This window comes from Cytobacillus stercorigallinarum (assembly GCF_014836495.1).
GTDB lineage: Bacteria > Bacillota > Bacilli > Bacillales > Cytobacillaceae > Cytobacillus > Cytobacillus stercorigallinarum.
In genome coordinates, this window is the sequence record NZ_JACSQT010000001.1 from 366,049 (window position 1) to 385,822 (window position 19,774).

A 19,774-nucleotide genomic window follows, 5' to 3' on the forward strand; every position below is an offset into this window, starting at 1 on the left:
AGAGTGGAAAGAATTTATTTGGATCATGCGGCAACAAGTCCGATGCATCCACAAGTAATTGATGTAATGACGCGAATGATGAAAGAGGATTACGGGAATCCATCAAGCATTCATTCTTTTGGTAGAGAGGCGAGACAAGTACTTGATCAGGCAAGAGAGGTAATGGCATCAAGTATTGGTGCTAATGCAAATGAGATCATCTTTACGAGTGGTGGAACGGAATCTGATAATCATGCTATTTTTGGCGTAGCTAGAGCGAATCAAAATAAAGGTAAGCATATCATTACATCAAAAATCGAACATCATGCAGTATTACATGCTTGCGAAGAACTTGAAAGAGAAGGGTTTGAAGTAACGTATTTACCAGTCAACAATGAAGGGGTTGTTGAAGTAGACACCGTTAAGAAAGCGTTACGAGAGGATACGATTTTAGTTACCATTATGTTTGCGAATAATGAAGTTGGTACCATTCAACCCATCGCTGAAATAGGTAAGCTTCTCGTTAATCATCAAGCGGTCTTTCATACAGATGCGGTACAAGCATACGGTCTATTGCCTATAGATGTGAATGAAGCAAATATTGACTTACTTTCTGTATCAGCTCATAAAATAAATGGTCCTAAAGGGATTGGATTTCTCTATTGTCGTAAAGAGATTTCCCTTCCTTCAAGATTTTTTGGTGGCGAGCAAGAAAGAAAGCGTAGAGCTGGAACGGAAAATGTACCTGCTATTGCTGGTTTTCTAGAAGCAGTGAAAATAAGTCAACAAGATAGAGCGGTTAAAAGCAAGCACTTTCAACAATTAAGAGAAACGTTCTTACAAACCTTGATAGAAAATGAAGTAAAGTTTGTGCAAAACAGTTCACTTGCTGAAACGCTTCCTCATGTATTAAACTTAAGCTTTCCAGAAACAAATGTCGAAGCTATGCTTGTTAATTTAGATTTAGTAGGGATTGCTGCATCTAGTGGATCTGCATGTACAGCAGGATCTATAGACCCATCACATGTACTGGTCGCTATGTTTGGCAAAGGACATGAGCGCCTAGGTAACTCTATAAGATTCAGCTTTGGCTATGGTAATACAATAGAACAAGCAAGTGTAGCTGGAAAAGAAATAAGTAAAATCGTACAACGATTTCAGGCATAAATAAGTAAAGCAATGAGAGGTGAAGATCATGTCAAAAGCGCCAAAAGATACACGAGTCGTTGTTGGTATGTCCGGTGGCGTAGACTCATCGGTAGCTGCACTCCTTCTCAAAGAACAAGGCTATGATGTCATCGGCATTTTTATGAAAAACTGGGATGACACCGATGAAAACGGTGTATGTACAGCGACGGAAGATTATGAAGATGTTATCCGCGTATGTAATCAAATCGGTATTCCATACTATGCTGTTAATTTTGAGAAGCAATATTGGGATAAAGTGTTCACCTATTTTCTTGATGAATATAAAGCAGGTAGAACACCAAATCCTGATGTCATGTGTAATAAGGAAATTAAATTTAAAGCGTTTCTAGAACATGCGATGCATTTAGGTGCTGATTATTTAGCTACAGGGCATTATGCGCGTGTAGAAGAAAGAGATGGCGAAGTGAAAATGCTTCGCGGCCTTGATGAAAACAAAGATCAAACGTATTTTCTTAATCAGCTTTCGCAAGATCAATTAAAAAAAGTCATGTTCCCAATTGGCAATATTAAAAAGTCAGAGGTACGGGAAATTGCGGCAAAAGCAAATTTAGCAACAGCTACTAAGAAGGATAGTACAGGTATTTGTTTTATTGGTGAAAGAAACTTCAAAGAATTCCTAGGTAACTACTTGCCAGCTCAACCAGGTAATATGGAGACATTTGATGGTAAAATCGTCGGTAAACATGATGGTTTAATGTATTACACCATTGGTCAAAGGCATGGCCTAGGAATCGGAGGAGCAGGAGAGCCTTGGTTTGCGATTGGTAAAGACTTGAAAAGAAATGTTCTTTATGTAGGACAAGGCTTTCACCATGAAAAACTATATTCCGATTCCCTTGTAGCAGTGAATGTAAGTTGGGTATCTGAAAAAGAAATGCCACAAACATTTGAATGTACAGCTAAATTTAGATATCGTCAGACAGACAATAGTGTGACGGTGGAACGTTTGGCAGACAATAAAGTGCGCGTTAAGTTTCATGAGCCAAGTAGAGCGATTACCCCTGGCCAATCAGTTGTCTTTTATAACGGTGATGAATGTTTAGGTGGGGCAACAATTGATGAAGTGTATATTGATAGTAAGCAGCTCACATATGTAGGATAAAAAATCAGGCAGATTGTTTGCCTGGTTTTTTATTTTTTTTGCTGCTTCTTCAACGAGTCACTGACGTTAGCGTGAAACGCACATATTCCTTTGCTATCTATCGGAAATCGGTCGAGGGTAACTTTTGCTCATTTCACTTATTAGAAAAGCTGGAGGATAGCCGAGCAAACAAATTGCTCATCTAAACTTGGAAAAAATAAATTTAGCCACGCAAACACATGATCAGCTTTTAACTATCATTTATGGTCAATTGACTATCACACCCAATTTATACTAGGACCGTTTTAGCCTGTGAATGAAGTCTTGAAGAAAAATATGCTATACTATTTCGAAGAGAAAGAGATGAAATGGAGTCGATAAATAATGGATAAAAACCAACAAGGTATTCAATATATGCAAGAAGGAAAATGGGAAGAAGCAGCTAAGATTTTTATGGAAGCGATTGATGAGAACCCTGAGGATGCGGTATCTTATATCAATTTTGGTAATGTTTTATCAGCCGTTGGCGACGGGGAACGTGCGTTGAAGTTTTTTCTAAAAGCAATTGAACTTGATGAAAACGCGGGTGTTGCTTATTATAGCGTCGGAAATTTACTTTTTGAAAAAGAACAATTTGATGAAGCAAAAAATATGTTTGAAAAAGCGATGCAAAAAGGAATTGACCATGGAGACAATTATTTTATGTTAGGTATTTCTCTTATGCAATTAGAGCAAGGGAAACTAGCATTACCATACTTGCAGCGTGCAACTGAATTAAATCCACAGGATGCAGAAGCGGCTTTCCAATATGGCCTTTGCTTAGCACAATTAGAATTAATAGATGAAGCCATTAAGCAATTACAACACTGTATTGAATTAGATGAGGAACATGCGGATGCTCATTATAATCTCGGTGTAGCTTATGCTTTTAAAGAAGACGTGCAAAAGGCACTTGATCACTTTAATCGTGCATTGGATATACAACCGGACCATATGCTTGCGGGCTACGGTAAGAAAATGATTGAAAAACAGTCATAAAATAAAAAACAAGATGCACTTAAAAAGGAAGGAGCACAAGGGATGGATGAGCAGAATTCTTTAGATCTATTTGCTGAACAAAAAACGTATGTAAAAGGCAAGCATCTTGTGACTATTTTCCATAATGAAAGTAATCTTTATACGGTTTTGCGTATACGGGTTTTAGAGACAAATGCACAATATGACGAGAAAGAAGCGGTCATTACTGGTTATATACCGAAAATACATGAAGAGGAGACCTATACTTTTTTAGGGGAATGGAAGGAACATCCGAAGTTTGGGATGCAATTTCATGTGGAGCAGTATAAGAAAGAAATGCCCCAAACAAAAGAAGGCGTCGTTAATTATTTATCAGGTGATCTCTTTAAAGGGATTGGGAAGAAAACGGCACAAAGTATTGTCGATGAGCTTGGGGAAAATGCGATCAATCTCATCTTAAATAATCCTTCATTATTAGATGGGATACCAAAATTAGCAAGTGAAAAAGCAAAAATATTATACGACACACTTGTGGAAAATCAAGGAATTGAACAAGTCATGATCCACCTCAATCAACTTGGTTTTGGACCGCAACTATCTATGAAGATTTTTCAAACATATAAAGATCAAGCGATAGATATTTTGCAAAGAAATCCTTATCAACTCGTAGAGGATATTGAAGGGATTGGCTTTCATCGGGCAGATGAAATTGGACAACAATTGGGAATGGCAGGTAGTCACGCTGACCGAATTAAAGCAGCCTGTTTATATATGCTTGATAGTGAAAGTGCACACTCAGGTCACGTATATGCAGAAGCAGAAGAATTACTACCTGCTGTCAAAAAACTATTAGAAGAAAAAGCGACTGAGGTAATCCCTTATGAGGCGATTAGTGAAGCAATCATAACGCTCGGTGAAGAGGGAAAAGTAATTGCAGAGGGACAGCAGTTATATTTACCTTCTCTTTTCTTTTCTGAAAAGGGAATCGTCACAAATATCAAACGTATACTCAATCAAACGGAGTTTAATGAACAGTTTCCCGAGTCGGAATTTCTTCTTGCTTTAGGACAATTAGAAGAGCGACTTTCTGTACAATATGCGCCATCTCAAAAAGATGCCATTCAAAAAGCGTTAATGTCGCCAATGATGATATTAACAGGTGGTCCAGGTACGGGAAAAACAACGGTTATTCAAGGGATTGTTGAATTGTATGGTGAATTACATGGTTGTAGTTTAAATCCGAAAGACTATAAAAAAGAAGAGCCATTTCCTTTCTTACTAGCTGCCCCTACTGGAAGAGCCGCGAAAAGAATGGCAGAATCAACTGGTTTACCAGCTGTGACGATTCACAGATTGCTCGGCTGGAATGGAAGTGAGGGTTTTGACCATCATGAGGAAAACCCGCTTGAAGGGAAAATCCTTATAGTGGATGAAACTTCCATGGTTGATATTTGGTTAGCCAATCAACTTTTTAAAGCGATACCTGAAGAAATGCAAGTCATTCTTGTTGGTGATGAAGATCAATTACCATCAGTTGGCCCAGGCCAAGTATTAAGAGATTTATTACTTTCTGAACGCATTCCTCAAGTAAGGTTGACAGATATTTATAGGCAATCGCAAGGTTCCTCCATTATTGAGTTGGCACATGAAATGAAAAAGGGAAGATTGCCACAAAATATTACCCAGCAACAAAAAGATCGCTCCTTCTTTCAATGTCAGCCAGGTCAAATTGGTACGGTCATTGAACAAGTGGTGCGAAATGCAAAGAAAAAAGGTTATTTAGCAAAGGATATCCAAGTCCTTGCACCGATGTATCGTGGTCCGGCAGGTATTGATCGCCTGAATAAAATGATTCAAGAAATTTTCAACCCTAATGAAGATGGTAGTAGAAAAGAAATTGCTTTTGGTGATGTCGTCTATCGTATTGGGGATAAGGTTCTGCAATTAGTCAATCAACCTGAAAACCATGTGTATAATGGTGATATGGGTGAAATCATTTCAATATTTTATGCGAAAGAGAACACAGAAAAACAAGATATGGTCATTGTTTCTTTCGACGGCGTTGAAGCTACGTATACAAAACAGGATTTAAATCAAATCACACATGCCTATTGTTGTTCTGTTCATAAGTCACAAGGCAGTGAGTTTCCGATTGTTATTCTTCCGGTCGTTAAAAGTTACTACCGGATGCTACGGAGAAATTTATTATATACGGCCATTACACGAAGCAAGCAATTCCTGATATTATGTGGGGATGAAGAAGCGTTAAAAATGGGTGTACAACGTTTAGATGATCAATCAAGACGATCTAACTTACGATTGAAATTACAAGATGAGATCGTAGAAGTTGAGACAATTGAAGCAATTGATGAATCATTAACATATGAAGATTACTTGATGAAAGTCGACCCGATGATAGGAATGGAAAATATCACACCTTATGATTTTTTAGAGGCTGAATAGACTAAGATGAGAGATTTTTTCTCATCTTATTTTTTACCCTTGTATACATAAAACAAATTGCCAACCTTGAAAAAGAATGAGCTGTACCTTCTTTGAACAAAATAACAATGTTCAAAGAAGGTGGGAGTAACTTTTGCGAACATTTTCCTTATTAAGAGGCTTGTCGGTTATCGTGTTGAATAACGGTAGAGCAATTGGTGAAGTGAATGATCTCTTCATCTCACCCGAAGGATTAGTGAAGGGACTATGGGTGAAGAACCACTCATTTATTCGCAAATCCTTTTTTCTAGATATTAAAGATGTGTATTCATTTGGTTGGGATGGTGTGATGGTTGAAAGTTGTGATGTATTAACAGCTATTCCAAAGCATAGTGATTTTACGATTGCTAGTGAAAATCGCTTGGCTGGCCGAATGATGATGACAAGAGAGGGCGATCGCTTAGGACTTCTTCAAGATGTATATTTCAATGAAGAAATGGGCACAATCGTAGGGTATGAACTATCAGATGGCTTCTTTTCTGATGTACTTGAAGGAAAGAAAGTAATTAAAGCTAGTTGCGCACCAGCGATTGGAAAGGATGCCATTATTGTAAATGTAGAATAAGGTAGGTGTCCTTTCCATGATGCTTCAATGTCCTAATTGTCAAAGTAAAGATGTCGGTAAGATTGGCATTAATCAATATTATTGTTGGAATTGCTTTATCGAACTCTCATTGTCTAAAGGAATGATTCACACTCACCAAGTGGAAGAAGATGGGTCTTTAAGTTCTTTAGATGACTTATTTGATGAAGAAGAGCGTCGTTTTTCTTCATAAAAAAATTTTATGAGAGGTGTCATATAATGAATAAAATGTTAACCTCAGCAGCAGTCATCGGTGCAGGAGTAGCCGCATATAGCTATATGCAGAAAAATAACATCGTCTCAAAAAGAGATATGAAAAAGATACAAAGAAAAGTAATGAAAATGTTTTAATTGTTATATCGTCCTCAATCAAATGATTGGGGGCGTTTTTCGTATGGGTGTTAGTTTTATTTTCAGATTCTCTCCTTGTTTAACTTGTATGTATAATTCATATGCTCTCTTCTCAAGATATTAAAGGGAGGCGTAGTGTATGGACGTTCGTATAAAATGGTTGTACCGTTTAGGCTTTGTTTTGCTTATTCTTATTTTACTTTTTATCTTTTTCCAATTAAAAGAATTATGGCTCCCTCTTTTGAAATTACTGTTAGTTGTGCTGATTCCGTTTTTACTTGGGGCATTTTTTACATATCTCTTACATCCTATTGTTGAAAAGTTACATCAAGCAGGTATGCACCGAGGATTAGCAGCTTTTGGTATTTATTTGTTGTTTTTTGGTGGTGTAGGCTACGGATTGTATAAGGGTATTCCGGCTTTTATTCATCAACTAAATGATTTAGTTAATCATGCGCCAGAGTTTGCCGAGCAATATCGATCTTTTATTGCTTTGATTCAAGATCGCACATCTGAATGGCCAGAAACATTACAATTACGTGTGGAGGATGGGATTAACGATATAGAAGCAGCATTAGATAAATTATTAACAAAGGCAATCAATATATTGCTTGAGATTCTTAATTATGCTTTAATCATCGCCATTATCCCATTTATCTCCTTTTACCTATTAAAAGATTATACAGATGTAAAAAAAGCAGTCTGGTACTTAACGCCAAGAAGATGGCGCAAAGAGGCTGTTTTGTTTGTAAGAGATGTTGATAAGTCGCTCGGTGGTTATATTCGTGGACAACTCCTTGTATGTTTAGTAATCGGGGTAATTTCAGCTACTTTATTTTGGGTGTTCGGTATGAAGTATCCATTGTTGCTTGGGTTTATTATTGCAATAACCAACATTATTCCCTACTTTGGGCCAATTATTGGTGCAGTCCCAGCGGTGATAATTGCAGCAACACTGTCAGTAAAAATGGTGATTATTACATTAATCATTATTGTCGTATTGCAATTTGTGGAAGGGAATATATTATCTCCATTAATTGTAGGGAAAAGCTTACATATGCACCCCCTCATAATTATGCTTTCATTATTAGCTGGTGGAGAAGCCGGCGGTATCATTGGTTTAATTATGGCTGTTCCGATTTTGGCAATCCTAAAAATCAGTCTTATACATGCGCGTAAATTGTTAATGAACCGACATCACACAGATAAGGTATAGTTTAAGCTGTATTTGTTGATACTGTTAGACATTGAGATGTTGACAAAAGAGCAAAAAACTAGCTATAATTCGACTATATCTATTTAAATAATGTTAAGATGTTGATGGAAGAAGTATGTTATAGTCCATTTGAAAGAGAGGAAATTCCATGGCTGAGAGAATTTCTCGATGAAGGATAACAGAAAGCTAATCCGGAGTGCAGTTAACTACTGCCGTTCACCGCGTTAAGGTGCTTTGAGAGGTGAGAGTTTTCTTTCACAATCAGGGTGGTACCGCGAGTTTCAGTTCTCGTCCCTGTATTGGGGATGAGGGCTTTTTTTTATGGTTACATCTATTTTTAGGAGGTTTTTTTATGAAACATTTAACTGGCGCAGAAATTAGACAAATGTTTTTAGATTTTTTTAAAGAAAAAGGCCATGCAGTTGAACCAAGTGCTTCTTTAGTACCGCATGAGGATCCATCATTATTATGGATTAACAGTGGTGTAGCTACGTTAAAGAAATATTTTGACGGTCGAGTCATTCCTGAAAATCCAAGGATTGTTAATGCACAAAAATCAATACGTACCAATGATATCGAAAATGTAGGTAAGACAGCACGTCACCATACATTCTTTGAAATGCTTGGGAATTTCTCTATCGGTGATTATTTTAAAGAAGAAGCGATTCTATTTGCTTGGGAATTCTTGACGAGCCCAAAATGGATTGGTTTTGAAGAAGAGAAATTATCTGTGACAATCCACCCTGAGGATGATGAAGCGTACCAATTATGGAGAGAAAAAGTAGGGGTGCCAGAAGAGCGAATTATTCGTTTAGAAGGGAATTTCTGGGATATCGGAGAAGGCCCAAGTGGACCGAACACAGAAATTTTCTATGATAGAGGAGAAGCGTACGGTAACGACTTAAATGATCCCGAGCTCTATCCTGGTGGAGAAAACGAACGTTATTTGGAAGTATGGAATCTTGTATTTTCTGAGTTTAACCATAATCCAGATGGCACATATACACCACTACCAAAGAAAAATATTGATACAGGCATGGGCTTAGAGCGTATGGCTTCAGTTGTGCAAAATGTAAAGACGAATTTTGACACAGATCTATTTATGCCAATTATTAAAGGGACAGAAGATATTTCCGCTGAGAAATATGGAAAAACTGCGGAACAAGATGTCGCATTTAAAGTGATTGCTGACCATATTCGTACAGTCGCATTTGCGATTGGTGATGGCGCTCTTCCATCAAATGAAGGAAGAGGATATGTCCTAAGACGATTATTACGTCGCGCGGTTCGTTATGCGAAGCAAATCAATATTCATCGTCCGTTCATGTTTGAGTTAGTACCAGTAGTCGCAGAAATAATGGTTGATTACTATCCACAAGTAAAAGAAAAAACAGCTTTTATTCAAAAAGTCATAAAAAATGAAGAAGAACGCTTCCATGAAACGTTACACGAAGGTTTAGCTATTCTTTCAGAAGTAATGAAAAAAGAAAAAGCGAATGGGCATACCGTTATCGATGGAAAGGATGTTTTCCGTCTTTATGATACGTATGGTTTCCCTGTTGAATTAACAGAGGAGTATGCGGAAGAAGAAGGCATGACCATCGACCATGATGGCTTTGAAAAAGAAATGGAAAATCAGCGAGATCGCGCTCGTGCTGCTCGTCAAGATATTGATAGTATGCAAGTCCAAGATCGTGTCCTAGGTGACATTACGGTAGATAGTAAGTTTGTTGGGTATGAGCAATTGACGATTGATACTGAAGTCGCATCAATTGTAAGTGGTGGAGAGCTAGTAGACGAAGCTTCTCAAGGCGAAGAGGTTCAGTTAATATTAACAGCTACTCCTTTCTATGCTGAAAGTGGTGGACAAATTGCTGATAAGGGAACGCTAACAGCGAGTGGCTTAAAGGTTGAAATAAAAGATGTTCAAAAAGCTCCAAATGGACAAAATCTCCATCGTGCAGTTATTACTGAAGGAGTATTAAAAGCTCATTCATCGGTTAAAGCAACGGTTGATTATTTTAATCGTAATAAAATCGTAAAAAATCATACAGCGACACATCTTCTTCATCAAGCATTGAAAGATGTATTAGGGTCTCATGTAAATCAAGCAGGTTCTCTCGTTGAACCAGATCGACTAAGATTTGACTTTTCTCACTTTGGACAAGTAACAGGAGAAGAATTAGAGAAAATCGAAGCCATTGTTAACGAGAAAATTTGGAATAGCTTAAATGTACAAATTGACCTAAAAGGTATTGAAGAAGCGAAAGCAATGGGAGCAATGGCCTTATTTGGAGAAAAGTACGGGAAAATTGTACGAGTTGTTCAAATCGGCGACTATTCATTAGAACTTTGTGGTGGTTGTCATGTTCCGAATACTGCTGTAATTGGTTTGTTCAAGATCCAATCTGAAAGCGGGATTGGTGCAGGCACAAGAAGAATTGAAGCAGTCACAGGTGAAGGCGCTTATAAGATGATGACAGAGCAAATCTCTGTATTAAAAGAGGCTGGAGCCAAATTAAAATCAAATATAAAAGATGTACCAGTAAAAATTGACGGCTTACATGCAGAAATCAAGCAATTGCAAAGAGAAAATGAATCATTAGCAACTAAATTGGGTAATATTGAAGCTGGAAGCTTGATTGACCAAGTGAAAGAAGTGGATGGTGTTAAAGTATTAGCTGCAAAAGTTCAGGCGACTGACATGAACCACTTGCGAAATATGGCAGATGAATTAAAACAAAAGCTTGCTTCAGCAGTGGTTGTACTTGGAAGTGCGAATGAAGGAAAAGTTAACTTAATTGCCGGTGTGACAGATGATTTGATTAAAAATGGTTATCATGCGGGTAAATTAATTAAGGAAGTGGCTACTCGCTGCGGAGGCGGTGGCGGTGGACGCCCAGATATGGCGCAAGCTGGTGGAAAAGACCCAGCAAAATTAGAAGTGGCGTTACAATTTGTAGAGGAATGGGTAAAATCCGTTTGATTACCGAATAGTTTAGTGTAGAATGTAGGTAAACAAAGCGAATCATAAAAAGAAGAGGTTAACCATAACCTCTTCTTTAATGACCTTGGTGTAGCTATCAATCCTTCTCTTTTTGATAGGTAGCTTTATCGCTTAAGAACAGAATAGTGAGGTGTAGCAATTGAGCTCATTTGACAAAACGATGAGATTTAATTTTCCTGAGGAACCATTTGAACAAGATGTCAATAAAGTATTGTTCCATGTTCATGATGCTCTGCAGGAAAAAGGGTACAATCCTATTAATCAAATTGTAGGTTACCTGCTTTCTGGAGACCCTGCCTACATACCCCGTCACAAAGATGCACGGAATGTGATTCGCAAGTTAGAACGGGATGAAATTATTGAAGAACTTGTGAAGTCGTATTTAAAACAGCAACGAGAGGGATAATATGCGTACAATGGGATTAGATGTCGGCTCAAAAACTGTCGGCGTGGCTGTGAGTGATGGTCTTGGTTGGACAGCCCAAGGCATCGAAACAGTGAAAATTAATGAGGAACAAAATCAGTACGGGTTTAAACGTATTGGTGAGCTGCTCAAAGAATATGAAGTAACAAAAGTTGTTGTTGGCATTCCTAAGAACATGAATGGTACAATAGGGCCTAGGGGAGAAGCGAGTCAGTTCTATGGAAATGAACTTAACAAGCGTTTCGGTGTTGAGGTTATTTATTGGGACGAGCGTCTCACTACAATTGCTGCAGAGAGAGTCTTACTTGATGCAGATGTCAGTCGCAAAAAAAGGAAAAAAGTGATTGATAAAATGGCGGCAGTCATGATTTTACAAGGTTATTTAGATAGCCAGAATTAAGAGGTGAAAGAAATGGATCACGGAGAAAATAATATCACAGTAGTAGATGAGGAAGGTAACGAGCAGCTTTGCGAAGTGCTTTTTACGTTTGACTCTGAAGAGTTTGGCAAATCTTATGTTCTTTATTATCCAATTGGTGCAGATGAAGATGAAGAAGAGGTTGAAATTCATGCATCCGCATTTGTTCCAAGTGAAGATAATACAGATGGTGAATTAATGCCAATTGAAACGGATGAAGAATGGGACCTTATCGAAGAGATGTTAAATACATTTTTAGAAAATGAAGAAGAGTAAGCTTAAAAGACCCGCGTTCAGTGGGTCTTTTACTTTAGATGCTTTCATTTTGCGCAACAAACTAGCGAGTAAGGTTAATCCAAGAAATGTTTATCACACAAAATAAACCTGCCTCAAATAAACCCCTCAAACTTCCACCTTTACCCACATTTCGATTTTATTCTCTATTAAACTTAACTCACTATTATTAGTAAATTGTTATTGATTAAGGATCACAGCATAACTGATTTGTTCATACTAGAAGAATTTTGTCTAAATATGCTATCCTATGACAGAAAGTATAGTATAATAATCCGAGATGTATGCGAGCTATTTTCCGCTATTGATACAGTGTCAACATTAGAGAGAAAGAAAGTATGAATAGTAAGGGGAAATGGTTGCAAGGAGGTTTACCATGACAGATGATAAAAAAGGTAAGATGAAAAAAAAGTTGATAGAGAGGCAAACAGAAGCGAAAGTTGTCCGTAAAATCGTGTTAATTACAGCTATCATATTATTTGTAATCATAGGTGTCGGAGGGCTAGGTGGGTTCCTTTATGTGAATTCTGCGTTAAAGCCTGTCAATCCAGATAACGACAAAGTCAAAAATGTCGAAATTCCGATTGGCTCATCCGTCTCAGGGATCGGTCAAGTACTAGAAGAGAATGGGATAATAAAGGATGCTAGAGTATTCAAATATTATGTAAAGCTAAAAAATGAATCAGGATTTATGGCGGGAACTTATGAACTAGCACCTGCAATGACATTAGGGCAAGTGATATCAGAGCTAAAAACTGGAAATGTAGATCAAGAAGTTGTGTTTAAAGTCACGCTTCCTGAGGGCAAGCAGTTGGAACAAATTGCAGCAATTATTGCAGAAAAAGCAGGTATGGAGGCTGATGAAGTCTTCGCAGAATTAAATGATAAAGCATTTGTTCAGAACATGCAGGAGAAATTTCCAAGTGTCATTACTGATGATGTTTTTGCTGAGAATATTAAATACCCTTTAGAGGGATATTTATTCCCTGCCACATATGATTACTATAAAGAAGATGCAACCGTCGAAGAAATTGTGACACCAATGATTAAAAAGACGAGTGAAGTACTTGCTCAGTACACTGAAGCAATGGAGAAAAATGAGATGTCTGTCCATGAGTTACTCACAATGGCTTCTTTAATCGAAGAAGAAGCCACTGCACAAGTGGACCGCGATAAGATAGCAAGTGTTTTTTATAATCGTATGGATGAAGATATGCCATTACAAACAGACCCAACCGTTTTATATGCACATGGTGAGCACAAGGAAAGAACATTGTATAAGCATTTAGAAATAGATGATCCATATAACACATATAAATACAATGGCCTAACACCTGGACCGATTGCTAATGCAGGTTCCACTTCTATTGAAGCTGCATTGAATCCGGAAGAAACAGATTATTTATATTTCCTAGCTACACCAGAAGGAGAAGTTTTATTCTCTAAAACATTGGATGAACATAATGTGAAGAAAAATGAGCACATAACTAGTAATAATTAAAAAATAGTGGAAAGCTAAAAGGATGTAAATGATGTTTGATCATCATTTATGATGAAATCTCATAGCTTTCCTCTTTTTTTTGTGGTAAAATAGCACAAGCATTTTATATATTTTTTCATGCGGCGTATCATGCAAAAAGCTAGATGGTCTAAGCTTTTTTGGACAATCTACTAATGTGAGCGCTTTTTTTCTTGCATATGCAAAGGATGGAAGTTAAATTAATAGAGGTGAAAGTAATTGCTAAATGACGAGCTAATTACATATATGCAAAAATTAATACCGAATCGAACAAACCTCTTCATGGAAATGGAAGAATACGCTAGGGAAAATCGTGTGCCGATTATGGAACTAGAAGGTATCGAAGCCATGTTACAGATTGTACGAATTCAACAACCAACAAAAATATTAGAGATTGGGACTGCAATCGGATATTCCGCATTACGAATGGCTGAAGCTTGTCCATCTGCCCATATTGTTACATTGGAAAGGGATCAGGAGCGCTATGAAAAGGCAGAGAACTATTTTGCAAGAAGCGGCATGGGCGATCAAATCACTTTAATAAAAGGCGATGCATTGGAGCAAGAAGATGAGGTTCGATTGTTAGGTGACTATGATATGATCTTTATTGATGCAGCAAAAGGACAGTATAAGAAGTTTTTCGAAATATATAGTCAATATTTAAATGATGCAGGTGTAATTATTACCGATAACGTGTTATTTAAAGGCCTCGTTTATGAAAAGGCAGAAATAGAAAAAAAACGCATTCGCAACCTAGTGCAAAAAATTGACCAATTTAATCAATGGCTGATGGAAAATGATCGTTACCATACCGTGATTTTGCCTATTGGTGATGGCGTTGCGATAAGTAGAAAGAAATAAGTTTTGTTGTGATAGCGAATAATTACAAGTATAAGTACCATATGTTTGGCAATCATAGCAAAAAGGTGTATATTGTTAAGCAGTAGCAAAAAGCTACGATGTTAGGGAGATTGATAAAGATGAAGAGAAAACCGATTGTCATCGGTGTAGCTGGTGGATCAGGCTCTGGAAAGACAAGTGTAACGAGAGCAATTTATAATCGATTTCAAGGTCATTCTATTCTGATGTTAGAACAAGACTATTATTATAAAGATCAAGCACATCTACCTTTTGAAGAACGTTTGAAAACCAATTATGATCATCCACTTGCGTTTGACACTGACTTATTAATTGAGCATATCATCTCTTTAACGAATCACGAGGTTATCGAAAAGCCTGTATATGACTATTCTATTCATACGAGATCAGATGAGGTCATCGTTGTTGAACCAAAAGATGTGATTATCTTAGAGGGGATACTTGTCCTTGAAGATGAGCGTTTACGTGATTTAATGGATATGAAGCTATTTGTCGATACAGATGCTGACTTAAGAATTATTAGAAGGCTTATGCGTGATATTAAGGAGCGAGGACGTTCCATTGACTCAGTCATTGAACAATATGTCAGCGTTGTTCGTCCAATGCACAATCAATTTATCGAACCGACTAAAAGATATGCCGATATCATCATTCCAGAAGGTGGACAAAATAAAGTTGCGATTGATCTAATGGTCACAAAAATTCAAACAATTCTTGAAGAAAAGTCTTTTTTATGACACAATAGCATAGAAAAATAATACGGCTACAAACGTTTGCATAGGTAGGCGCGTTCGATAAAGGACGCGCTGTAAATGCATTGTTTATAAATTTTATACATACTTTTGACCAATAATTGGTTATATAGGGTAAAGGAGTGAGTGTTGTGAGTACAGAGAAAGTATTTCCAATGACACAAGAAGGTAAGACAAAATTAGAACAAGAACTAGAAAATTTAAAAACCGTTAAGCGAAAAGAAGTGGTTGAACGTATAAAAATTGCTCGTAGTTTTGGTGACTTATCTGAGAATTCAGAATACGATTCAGCTAAAGAAGAACAAGCTTTTGTAGAAGGCCGTATTACGACTCTTGAAAATATGATTCGTAATGCAAAAATCATCACTGAGGATGAGATGAAAGGCGACGCAGTTAGCTTAGGTTCAACTGTTACTTTTATGGAATTACCTGATGGTGAAGAAGAAACGTATTCTATCGTAGGTAGTGCAGAGGCAGATCCATTTGAGGGTAAAATCTCCAATGATTCTCCGATTGCTAAAAGTCTTATTGGCAAAAAAGTAGGAGAAGAAGTGTCTGTGCAAACACCAGGTGGAGAAATGAGTGTTAAGATCACAAGTATTAACTAATAAAATTATCGTCTTTTAGCGTTTGAAATAGAAACACCTCGTCAACACTTTTGACGAGGTGTTTTTTATGCAAAGAAAACGAGTCATTCTGGTTGTTTCTGTCATGATAATTACTTTATCCGTACTTATTGGTAGACTGGCTCAAATACAGTTGTTTGAAACAAAGCATTTTACAAATCGAGACATTAATTTGATTAGTCAAAGTGTCGCACAACGTTCTATGGAAATAGCAATAGATGCTGAGAGAGGGAATCTGCTTGATAGGGATGGTAAACAATTAACTGTGGCCTATAAAACGGTCTTAATTCTTTTTCCGTTCCTAAAAGATATAGATTGGGATGCTTCGAGTGTCGCTGAAATTCTTAAAATTGATAAAAATCAACTCCGTCAAAAAGTTCAAGCGATAAAAAATCCTATTGTGTATGGTGAGCGAGAACCCTTCATTTTGTCTAATGACCAAATGGAAGCGATTAATCAGTTGGCAATACCGGGTGTGTTTGCAGTGAGAAAATCATATCCGATTTATGAGAGACCAGCAGAACAATTATTAGGGATTGCCAATAGAGATTTCTTCCTAACCCAAAGATATCCTGAAAAACATCTATCTAACATAACAAGACTAGGTGCAACTGGGATGGAAAAAAGCTTTGATGAACTTTTGTCTGGAGAAGGTGAAACAAAGCTTATTTATCATGTTGATGGAAAAGGAAGGCCATTATTTGGCTCGAATGTAAAATATGTTCACCCTGCGAATCCTTTTTATCCAATGAATATAAGAACGACGATTGATTTTGAATGGCAGCAACGAATGGAAATGCTTGTCGATAAAAACAATGTCATCAAAGGGGGGATGGTGTTAATAGATATTGAGGATAATTCAGTTGTTGCAATGGTTTCTCGTCCGAAAATGAACCCAGTCAATCCTTTCGCTCATGGCGAAGAAGGTACGAATAATTTTATGGTACAAAATCAAGTACTAGGGTCTATATTTAAAACAGTGATCGCTGCAGCAGCGATAGATTATGGGCTAGATGCAAGAAATCGTATGTTTGATTGTAATCGGTCAATCAATGGAGAAATAGATAAAAATTATCAATACGGTATGCTCCATTTTAAAGATAGTTTTGCAAGAAGTTGTAATTATACATTTGCATCGGTCGGCAAAGAACTGATGTCTATCGATCCATTGGTGATTGATAACTATGCCAATAAATTAGGCCTTTCGATAAAAGTAGGATGGCAAGGAGATTTCTATCATTTTAAAGACTTTCAGCAAATGGCAGATGAAGAACAAGGCCAGGTCTTTAGTGAACCGCGAAATAGAAAAGATCCAAATCTAATTGCTCTAACATCCATTGGTCAATTAGATGTTCGCAGTACACCGTTAGCTGTGGCTAATATGATGGCCACAATCGCAAGAGGTGGAGAAAAGCAGATGGTACGTGTCGCCTCGCAACTTGAATATAAAAATGGCGCCAAAGTAAAGGGTTTTCAGCCTAAAAAAGTAGTTGGTGAAAATATCAAGCCATATACAGCCGTATCATTACAAAAGCTGCTTCTTGAAGTTGTCAATCATGGTATGGGAACAGGTAGGCAACTACAAAGTTTACCGTATCAAGTGGCAGGCAAATCGGGGACGGGGGAAACTGGAAAAAAAGTGAATGGACAAGAGCTAGAAAATAAATGGTTTGCTGGCTATTTTCCATACGATCAACCGAAATATGCATTAGTAACCGTCCAATTGGATGCAAAAAGTACCGACCCATCACCACTTTCTTTATTCGCTGATATTGTGAAAGAAATACATAGACTAGATCATTCCACGTAATGGTTATCCCTTCAAGTTTTTTAAAAGACATGTTAAAATGTTTTCAGCTATGATATTTCTTTTTAAATTAGGAGGTATTCCTTTGAATAATACTGATAATGATTCATCCCGTTATGATAAAAGATCAAAAAGGAAAAAAACAAACATTATCTTAAATGGCTTAATCGGTGTTGTTATTCTGCTCATCATCGTTGTTGGTACGATTATTTTCTCCGGTGGAAAAGAGGAGGACCAATTAGCTGATTCTGCTGCAAATGAAGAAGTTAATAAAGCAGAAACTTCTAAGGAAAATAACAGTGATGAAAAAGATGTAGCAACAGATGAAGAAAGTCTAAAAGATGGCAGTGAAGAAGAAGAAAATAAAAATAATGAAGAGAATAAAGATGAGTCAACTGAAGAAAGTAATGAAGAAGAAAAAAATGAAGAAGAAGTAAAAGAGGAAGAGATTGTAACTGAAGGCGGCAGTAGTGCGGATGTGAAAAGAACAGTAGAAAATCCAGCTTGGCAACCTGTAGGTACAGTACAAGACGAACATCCGACAGCTGTATATGATCAGAGTCATGTCGATTGGGATGAAATGCTTCGTGCAATTACTTATGCTACCGGATTAGACCGTTCAGCTATGACTGTTTATTTCCTTGGTAATGACGGTGTCAATCGTTCTGTTGGAACAGTCGCTTCACCTAATAAAGATGAAATGTACCGTGTATATATTGAATGGGTAGACGGAAAAGGGTGGAAACCGACGAAGGTAGAAGAATTAAATAATATATAAGAAAAACTGGTTTTGCTAGCCAGAGTGAAACGCGAACATATCAATTTGTTCGCGTTTTTGTATATTAGAGCAATGAAAGCATGGGAGCAGTCATCATTATATAAATGGATATATTCCATGAGCGTATTTAAGTTTACTTAAGGGGTTCCACAATTTTTGTTGTCTCATCCAATTTTGTAAAGAGTGTCTTGCGCTAGTGGCTGGATTTATAGATAGTGGTGGCTTCTAAGTCCACCGACAACAACGGAAGTATCAGATTATTGTAATCGCTTCACATAGAATCTTTCCTCTACTTTCTCTTCAGTTTAAAATGAACAACAGCTGAATAAAATCTTCTGCCGTTTTCATCCATATGCATCTGGTGAGCGACATGATGAACTTCTAGCATAATAGCTTTATTTGTTTCAATTTGGTCATTTATTTTCTTTTCTAAATCGTTTAGCTTTGTTGCTTCGAAAAATTCTACTTTATCTTCAATAAAATCTAATTGAAAGTTCAAATTAATCATCCCTTCATAGTGTATCACTCCTCATTTTAAGTAAATTTCATTTTCCGTGCAATGAGGAAAGTGAATATTGATATTTCTTGAAATTAAAGAGGGGGTATGGTAAATTGGGAACATGTTACAAATTAATTCATAGTATACTTATAGGAATTATTGATATTGTAATTATGCGCAGGAGGGTGCAAAATGGGGAAAGAGTTTATTGAATTATTTGAAGAGTGGGCTAAAACATATGATGATACAGTAACAGGCCATGATGAAGAGTATAAGGATGTTTTCTTATACTATGATCAGTTGCTGCAAGAGGTGGCTGAGAGAGCAACAGGTAATGTATTAGAATTTGGTCCAGGTACAGGTAATTTAACAGCCAAATTATTAAAACGTGATTTAACTGTTATCGGAATTGAACCATCGAAATCAATGAGAGAGATTGCTATCAACAAGTTACAAGATAAAGCAAAAGTGCTAGATGGTGATTTCTTAAACTTTCAAATAGATGAAAACGTAGATACCATAGTCAGTTCTTATGCCTTTCACCATTTAACAGATGAAGAAAAGTCTTTGGCAATTGAACAGTATGGAAAGTTGTTACCTTCAGGTGGTAAAATAGTGTTTGCGGATACAATGTATGAATCTGTTGATGCGTATCAAAAGGCTATTACTGATGCCACTGAAAAGGGTTACCATAAACTAGCAGAAGATTTAAAGCGAGAATACTATACGACAATCCCCGTGTTAAGAGAGATGATGCGGGTGAATGGCTTTTCAGTTTCATTTAATCGCTGCAATGATTTTGTTTGGATTATGGAAGGTGTCAAAGCTTAGAA

20 protein-coding genes and 1 other annotated feature are annotated in these 19,774 nt (G+C 37.0%); of the genes, 19 read left to right on the forward strand and 1 reads right to left on the reverse strand.

Annotation, left to right across the window (positions count from 1 at the left end; all coding sequences use genetic code 11):
- Positions 1-3: 3 nt before the first annotated feature.
- The 18 genes from H9655_RS01775 to H9655_RS01860 all read left to right on the forward strand — a co-directional run bounded on the left by H9655_RS01775 (position 4) and on the right by H9655_RS01860 (position 18,442).
- Positions 4-1,146 carry a cysteine desulfurase family protein gene (locus H9655_RS01775; protein WP_191810316.1) on the forward strand — a complete coding sequence of 381 codons (1,143 nt, stop codon included), beginning with the start codon at positions 4-6 and terminating at the stop codon, positions 1,144-1,146.
- Between the two features lie 28 nt (positions 1,147-1,174).
- Complete coding sequence (gene mnmA, locus H9655_RS01780) at positions 1,175-2,290, forward strand: tRNA 2-thiouridine(34) synthase MnmA (protein WP_191810318.1); 1,116 nt, start codon at positions 1,175-1,177, stop codon at positions 2,288-2,290.
- 363 nt (positions 2,291-2,653) lie between these two features.
- The gene (locus H9655_RS01785) at positions 2,654-3,307 is read left to right on the forward strand and encodes a tetratricopeptide repeat protein (protein ID WP_191810320.1); all 654 of its coding nucleotides are present in this window, start codon (positions 2,654-2,656) and stop codon (positions 3,305-3,307) included.
- A 42-nt stretch (positions 3,308-3,349) separates the two neighbouring features.
- Positions 3,350-5,749, forward strand: a complete 2,400-nt coding sequence (gene recD2, locus H9655_RS01790; protein WP_191810322.1) for an SF1B family DNA helicase RecD2 — start codon at positions 3,350-3,352, stop codon at positions 5,747-5,749.
- A gap of 133 nt (positions 5,750-5,882) precedes the next feature.
- A complete protein-coding gene (locus tag H9655_RS01795; protein WP_191810324.1) occupies positions 5,883-6,353 on the forward strand; it encodes a PRC-barrel domain-containing protein in 471 nt (156 codons plus the stop codon).
- A 19-nt stretch (positions 6,354-6,372) separates the two neighbouring features.
- Positions 6,373-6,564, forward strand: coding sequence for a hypothetical protein (locus H9655_RS01800; RefSeq protein WP_191811331.1), 192 nt, complete (start codon positions 6,373-6,375; stop codon positions 6,562-6,564).
- A 26-nt stretch (positions 6,565-6,590) separates the two neighbouring features.
- Entirely contained in the window at positions 6,591-6,722 is a 132-nt protein-coding gene (locus tag H9655_RS01805) for a DUF3918 family protein (RefSeq protein ID WP_095372467.1), read from the forward strand.
- 139 nt (positions 6,723-6,861) lie between these two features.
- Positions 6,862-7,938: an AI-2E family transporter gene (locus H9655_RS01810; RefSeq protein ID WP_191810326.1), complete on the forward strand. Its 1,077-nt coding sequence runs from the start codon at positions 6,862-6,864 to the stop codon at positions 7,936-7,938.
- Between the two features lie 92 nt (positions 7,939-8,030).
- Positions 8,031-8,237 (forward strand) — a binding site (T-box leader).
- Between the two features lie 53 nt (positions 8,238-8,290).
- Entirely contained in the window at positions 8,291-10,924 is a 2,634-nt protein-coding gene (gene alaS / locus H9655_RS01815; protein ID WP_191810329.1) for an alanine--tRNA ligase, read from the forward strand.
- A 160-nt stretch (positions 10,925-11,084) separates the two neighbouring features.
- Positions 11,085-11,351: an IreB family regulatory phosphoprotein gene (locus H9655_RS01820; protein ID WP_095372470.1), complete on the forward strand. Its 267-nt coding sequence runs from the start codon at positions 11,085-11,087 to the stop codon at positions 11,349-11,351.
- A gap of 1 nt (position 11,352) precedes the next feature.
- On the forward strand, positions 11,353-11,769 hold the full coding sequence (gene ruvX / locus H9655_RS01825; RefSeq protein WP_095372471.1) for a Holliday junction resolvase RuvX: 417 nt from the start codon (positions 11,353-11,355) through the stop codon (positions 11,767-11,769).
- 12 nt (positions 11,770-11,781) lie between these two features.
- Entirely contained in the window at positions 11,782-12,063 is a 282-nt protein-coding gene (locus tag H9655_RS01830) for a DUF1292 domain-containing protein (RefSeq protein WP_095372472.1), read from the forward strand.
- A gap of 394 nt (positions 12,064-12,457) precedes the next feature.
- Positions 12,458-13,582 carry an endolytic transglycosylase MltG gene (gene mltG / locus H9655_RS01835; RefSeq protein WP_191810331.1) on the forward strand — a complete coding sequence of 375 codons (1,125 nt, stop codon included), beginning with the start codon at positions 12,458-12,460 and terminating at the stop codon, positions 13,580-13,582.
- A gap of 264 nt (positions 13,583-13,846) precedes the next feature.
- Positions 13,847-14,461: an O-methyltransferase gene (locus H9655_RS01840; protein ID WP_225230367.1), complete on the forward strand. Its 615-nt coding sequence runs from the start codon at positions 13,847-13,849 to the stop codon at positions 14,459-14,461.
- Between the two features lie 119 nt (positions 14,462-14,580).
- Positions 14,581-15,216 carry a uridine kinase gene (gene udk / locus H9655_RS01845; RefSeq protein ID WP_191810335.1) on the forward strand — a complete coding sequence of 212 codons (636 nt, stop codon included), beginning with the start codon at positions 14,581-14,583 and terminating at the stop codon, positions 15,214-15,216.
- 146 nt (positions 15,217-15,362) lie between these two features.
- Positions 15,363-15,839 carry a transcription elongation factor GreA gene (gene greA, locus H9655_RS01850; protein WP_191810337.1) on the forward strand — a complete coding sequence of 159 codons (477 nt, stop codon included), beginning with the start codon at positions 15,363-15,365 and terminating at the stop codon, positions 15,837-15,839.
- A 67-nt stretch (positions 15,840-15,906) separates the two neighbouring features.
- Positions 15,907-17,667 carry a peptidoglycan D,D-transpeptidase FtsI family protein gene (locus H9655_RS01855; RefSeq protein ID WP_191810340.1) on the forward strand — a complete coding sequence of 587 codons (1,761 nt, stop codon included), beginning with the start codon at positions 15,907-15,909 and terminating at the stop codon, positions 17,665-17,667.
- Between the two features lie 82 nt (positions 17,668-17,749).
- A complete protein-coding gene (locus H9655_RS01860) occupies positions 17,750-18,442 on the forward strand; it encodes a DUF1510 family protein (RefSeq protein ID WP_225230368.1) in 693 nt (230 codons plus the stop codon).
- A gap of 289 nt (positions 18,443-18,731) precedes the next feature.
- Here the strand turns inward: H9655_RS01860 and H9655_RS01865 are convergent, their stop codons facing one another.
- Positions 18,732-18,941, reverse strand: a complete 210-nt coding sequence (locus H9655_RS01865; RefSeq protein WP_225230369.1) for a YrzA family protein — start codon at positions 18,939-18,941, stop codon at positions 18,732-18,734.
- A 192-nt stretch (positions 18,942-19,133) separates the two neighbouring features.
- Here H9655_RS01865 and H9655_RS01870 point away from each other — a divergent pair, with 192 nt between their 5' ends.
- On the forward strand, positions 19,134-19,772 hold the full coding sequence (locus H9655_RS01870) for a class I SAM-dependent methyltransferase (RefSeq protein WP_191810342.1): 639 nt from the start codon (positions 19,134-19,136) through the stop codon (positions 19,770-19,772).
- Positions 19,773-19,774 lie beyond the last annotated feature (2 nt).

Coding starts and splice junctions, on each gene's coding strand:
- H9655_RS01800 (WP_191811331.1), top strand. CDS start 6,373: ATGCTTCAATGTCCTAATTGTCAAAGTAAAGATGTCGGTAAGATTGGC.
- H9655_RS01785 (WP_191810320.1), top strand. CDS start 2,654: ATGGATAAAAACCAACAAGGTATTCAATATATGCAAGAAGGAAAATGG.
- H9655_RS01830 (WP_095372472.1), top strand. CDS start 11,782: ATGGATCACGGAGAAAATAATATCACAGTAGTAGATGAGGAAGGTAAC.
- H9655_RS01870 (WP_191810342.1), top strand. CDS start 19,134: ATGGGGAAAGAGTTTATTGAATTATTTGAAGAGTGGGCTAAAACATAT.
- udk (WP_191810335.1), top strand. CDS start 14,581: ATGAAGAGAAAACCGATTGTCATCGGTGTAGCTGGTGGATCAGGCTCT.
- mltG (WP_191810331.1), top strand. CDS start 12,458: ATGACAGATGATAAAAAAGGTAAGATGAAAAAAAAGTTGATAGAGAGG.
- recD2 (WP_191810322.1), top strand. CDS start 3,350: ATGGATGAGCAGAATTCTTTAGATCTATTTGCTGAACAAAAAACGTAT.
- H9655_RS01805 (WP_095372467.1), top strand. CDS start 6,591: ATGAATAAAATGTTAACCTCAGCAGCAGTCATCGGTGCAGGAGTAGCC.
- alaS (WP_191810329.1), top strand. CDS start 8,291: ATGAAACATTTAACTGGCGCAGAAATTAGACAAATGTTTTTAGATTTT.
- mnmA (WP_191810318.1), top strand. CDS start 1,175: ATGTCAAAAGCGCCAAAAGATACACGAGTCGTTGTTGGTATGTCCGGT.
- H9655_RS01810 (WP_191810326.1), top strand. CDS start 6,862: ATGGACGTTCGTATAAAATGGTTGTACCGTTTAGGCTTTGTTTTGCTT.
- ruvX (WP_095372471.1), top strand. CDS start 11,353: ATGCGTACAATGGGATTAGATGTCGGCTCAAAAACTGTCGGCGTGGCT.
- H9655_RS01855 (WP_191810340.1), top strand. CDS start 15,907: ATGCAAAGAAAACGAGTCATTCTGGTTGTTTCTGTCATGATAATTACT.
- H9655_RS01840 (WP_225230367.1), top strand. CDS start 13,847: ATGCAAAAATTAATACCGAATCGAACAAACCTCTTCATGGAAATGGAA.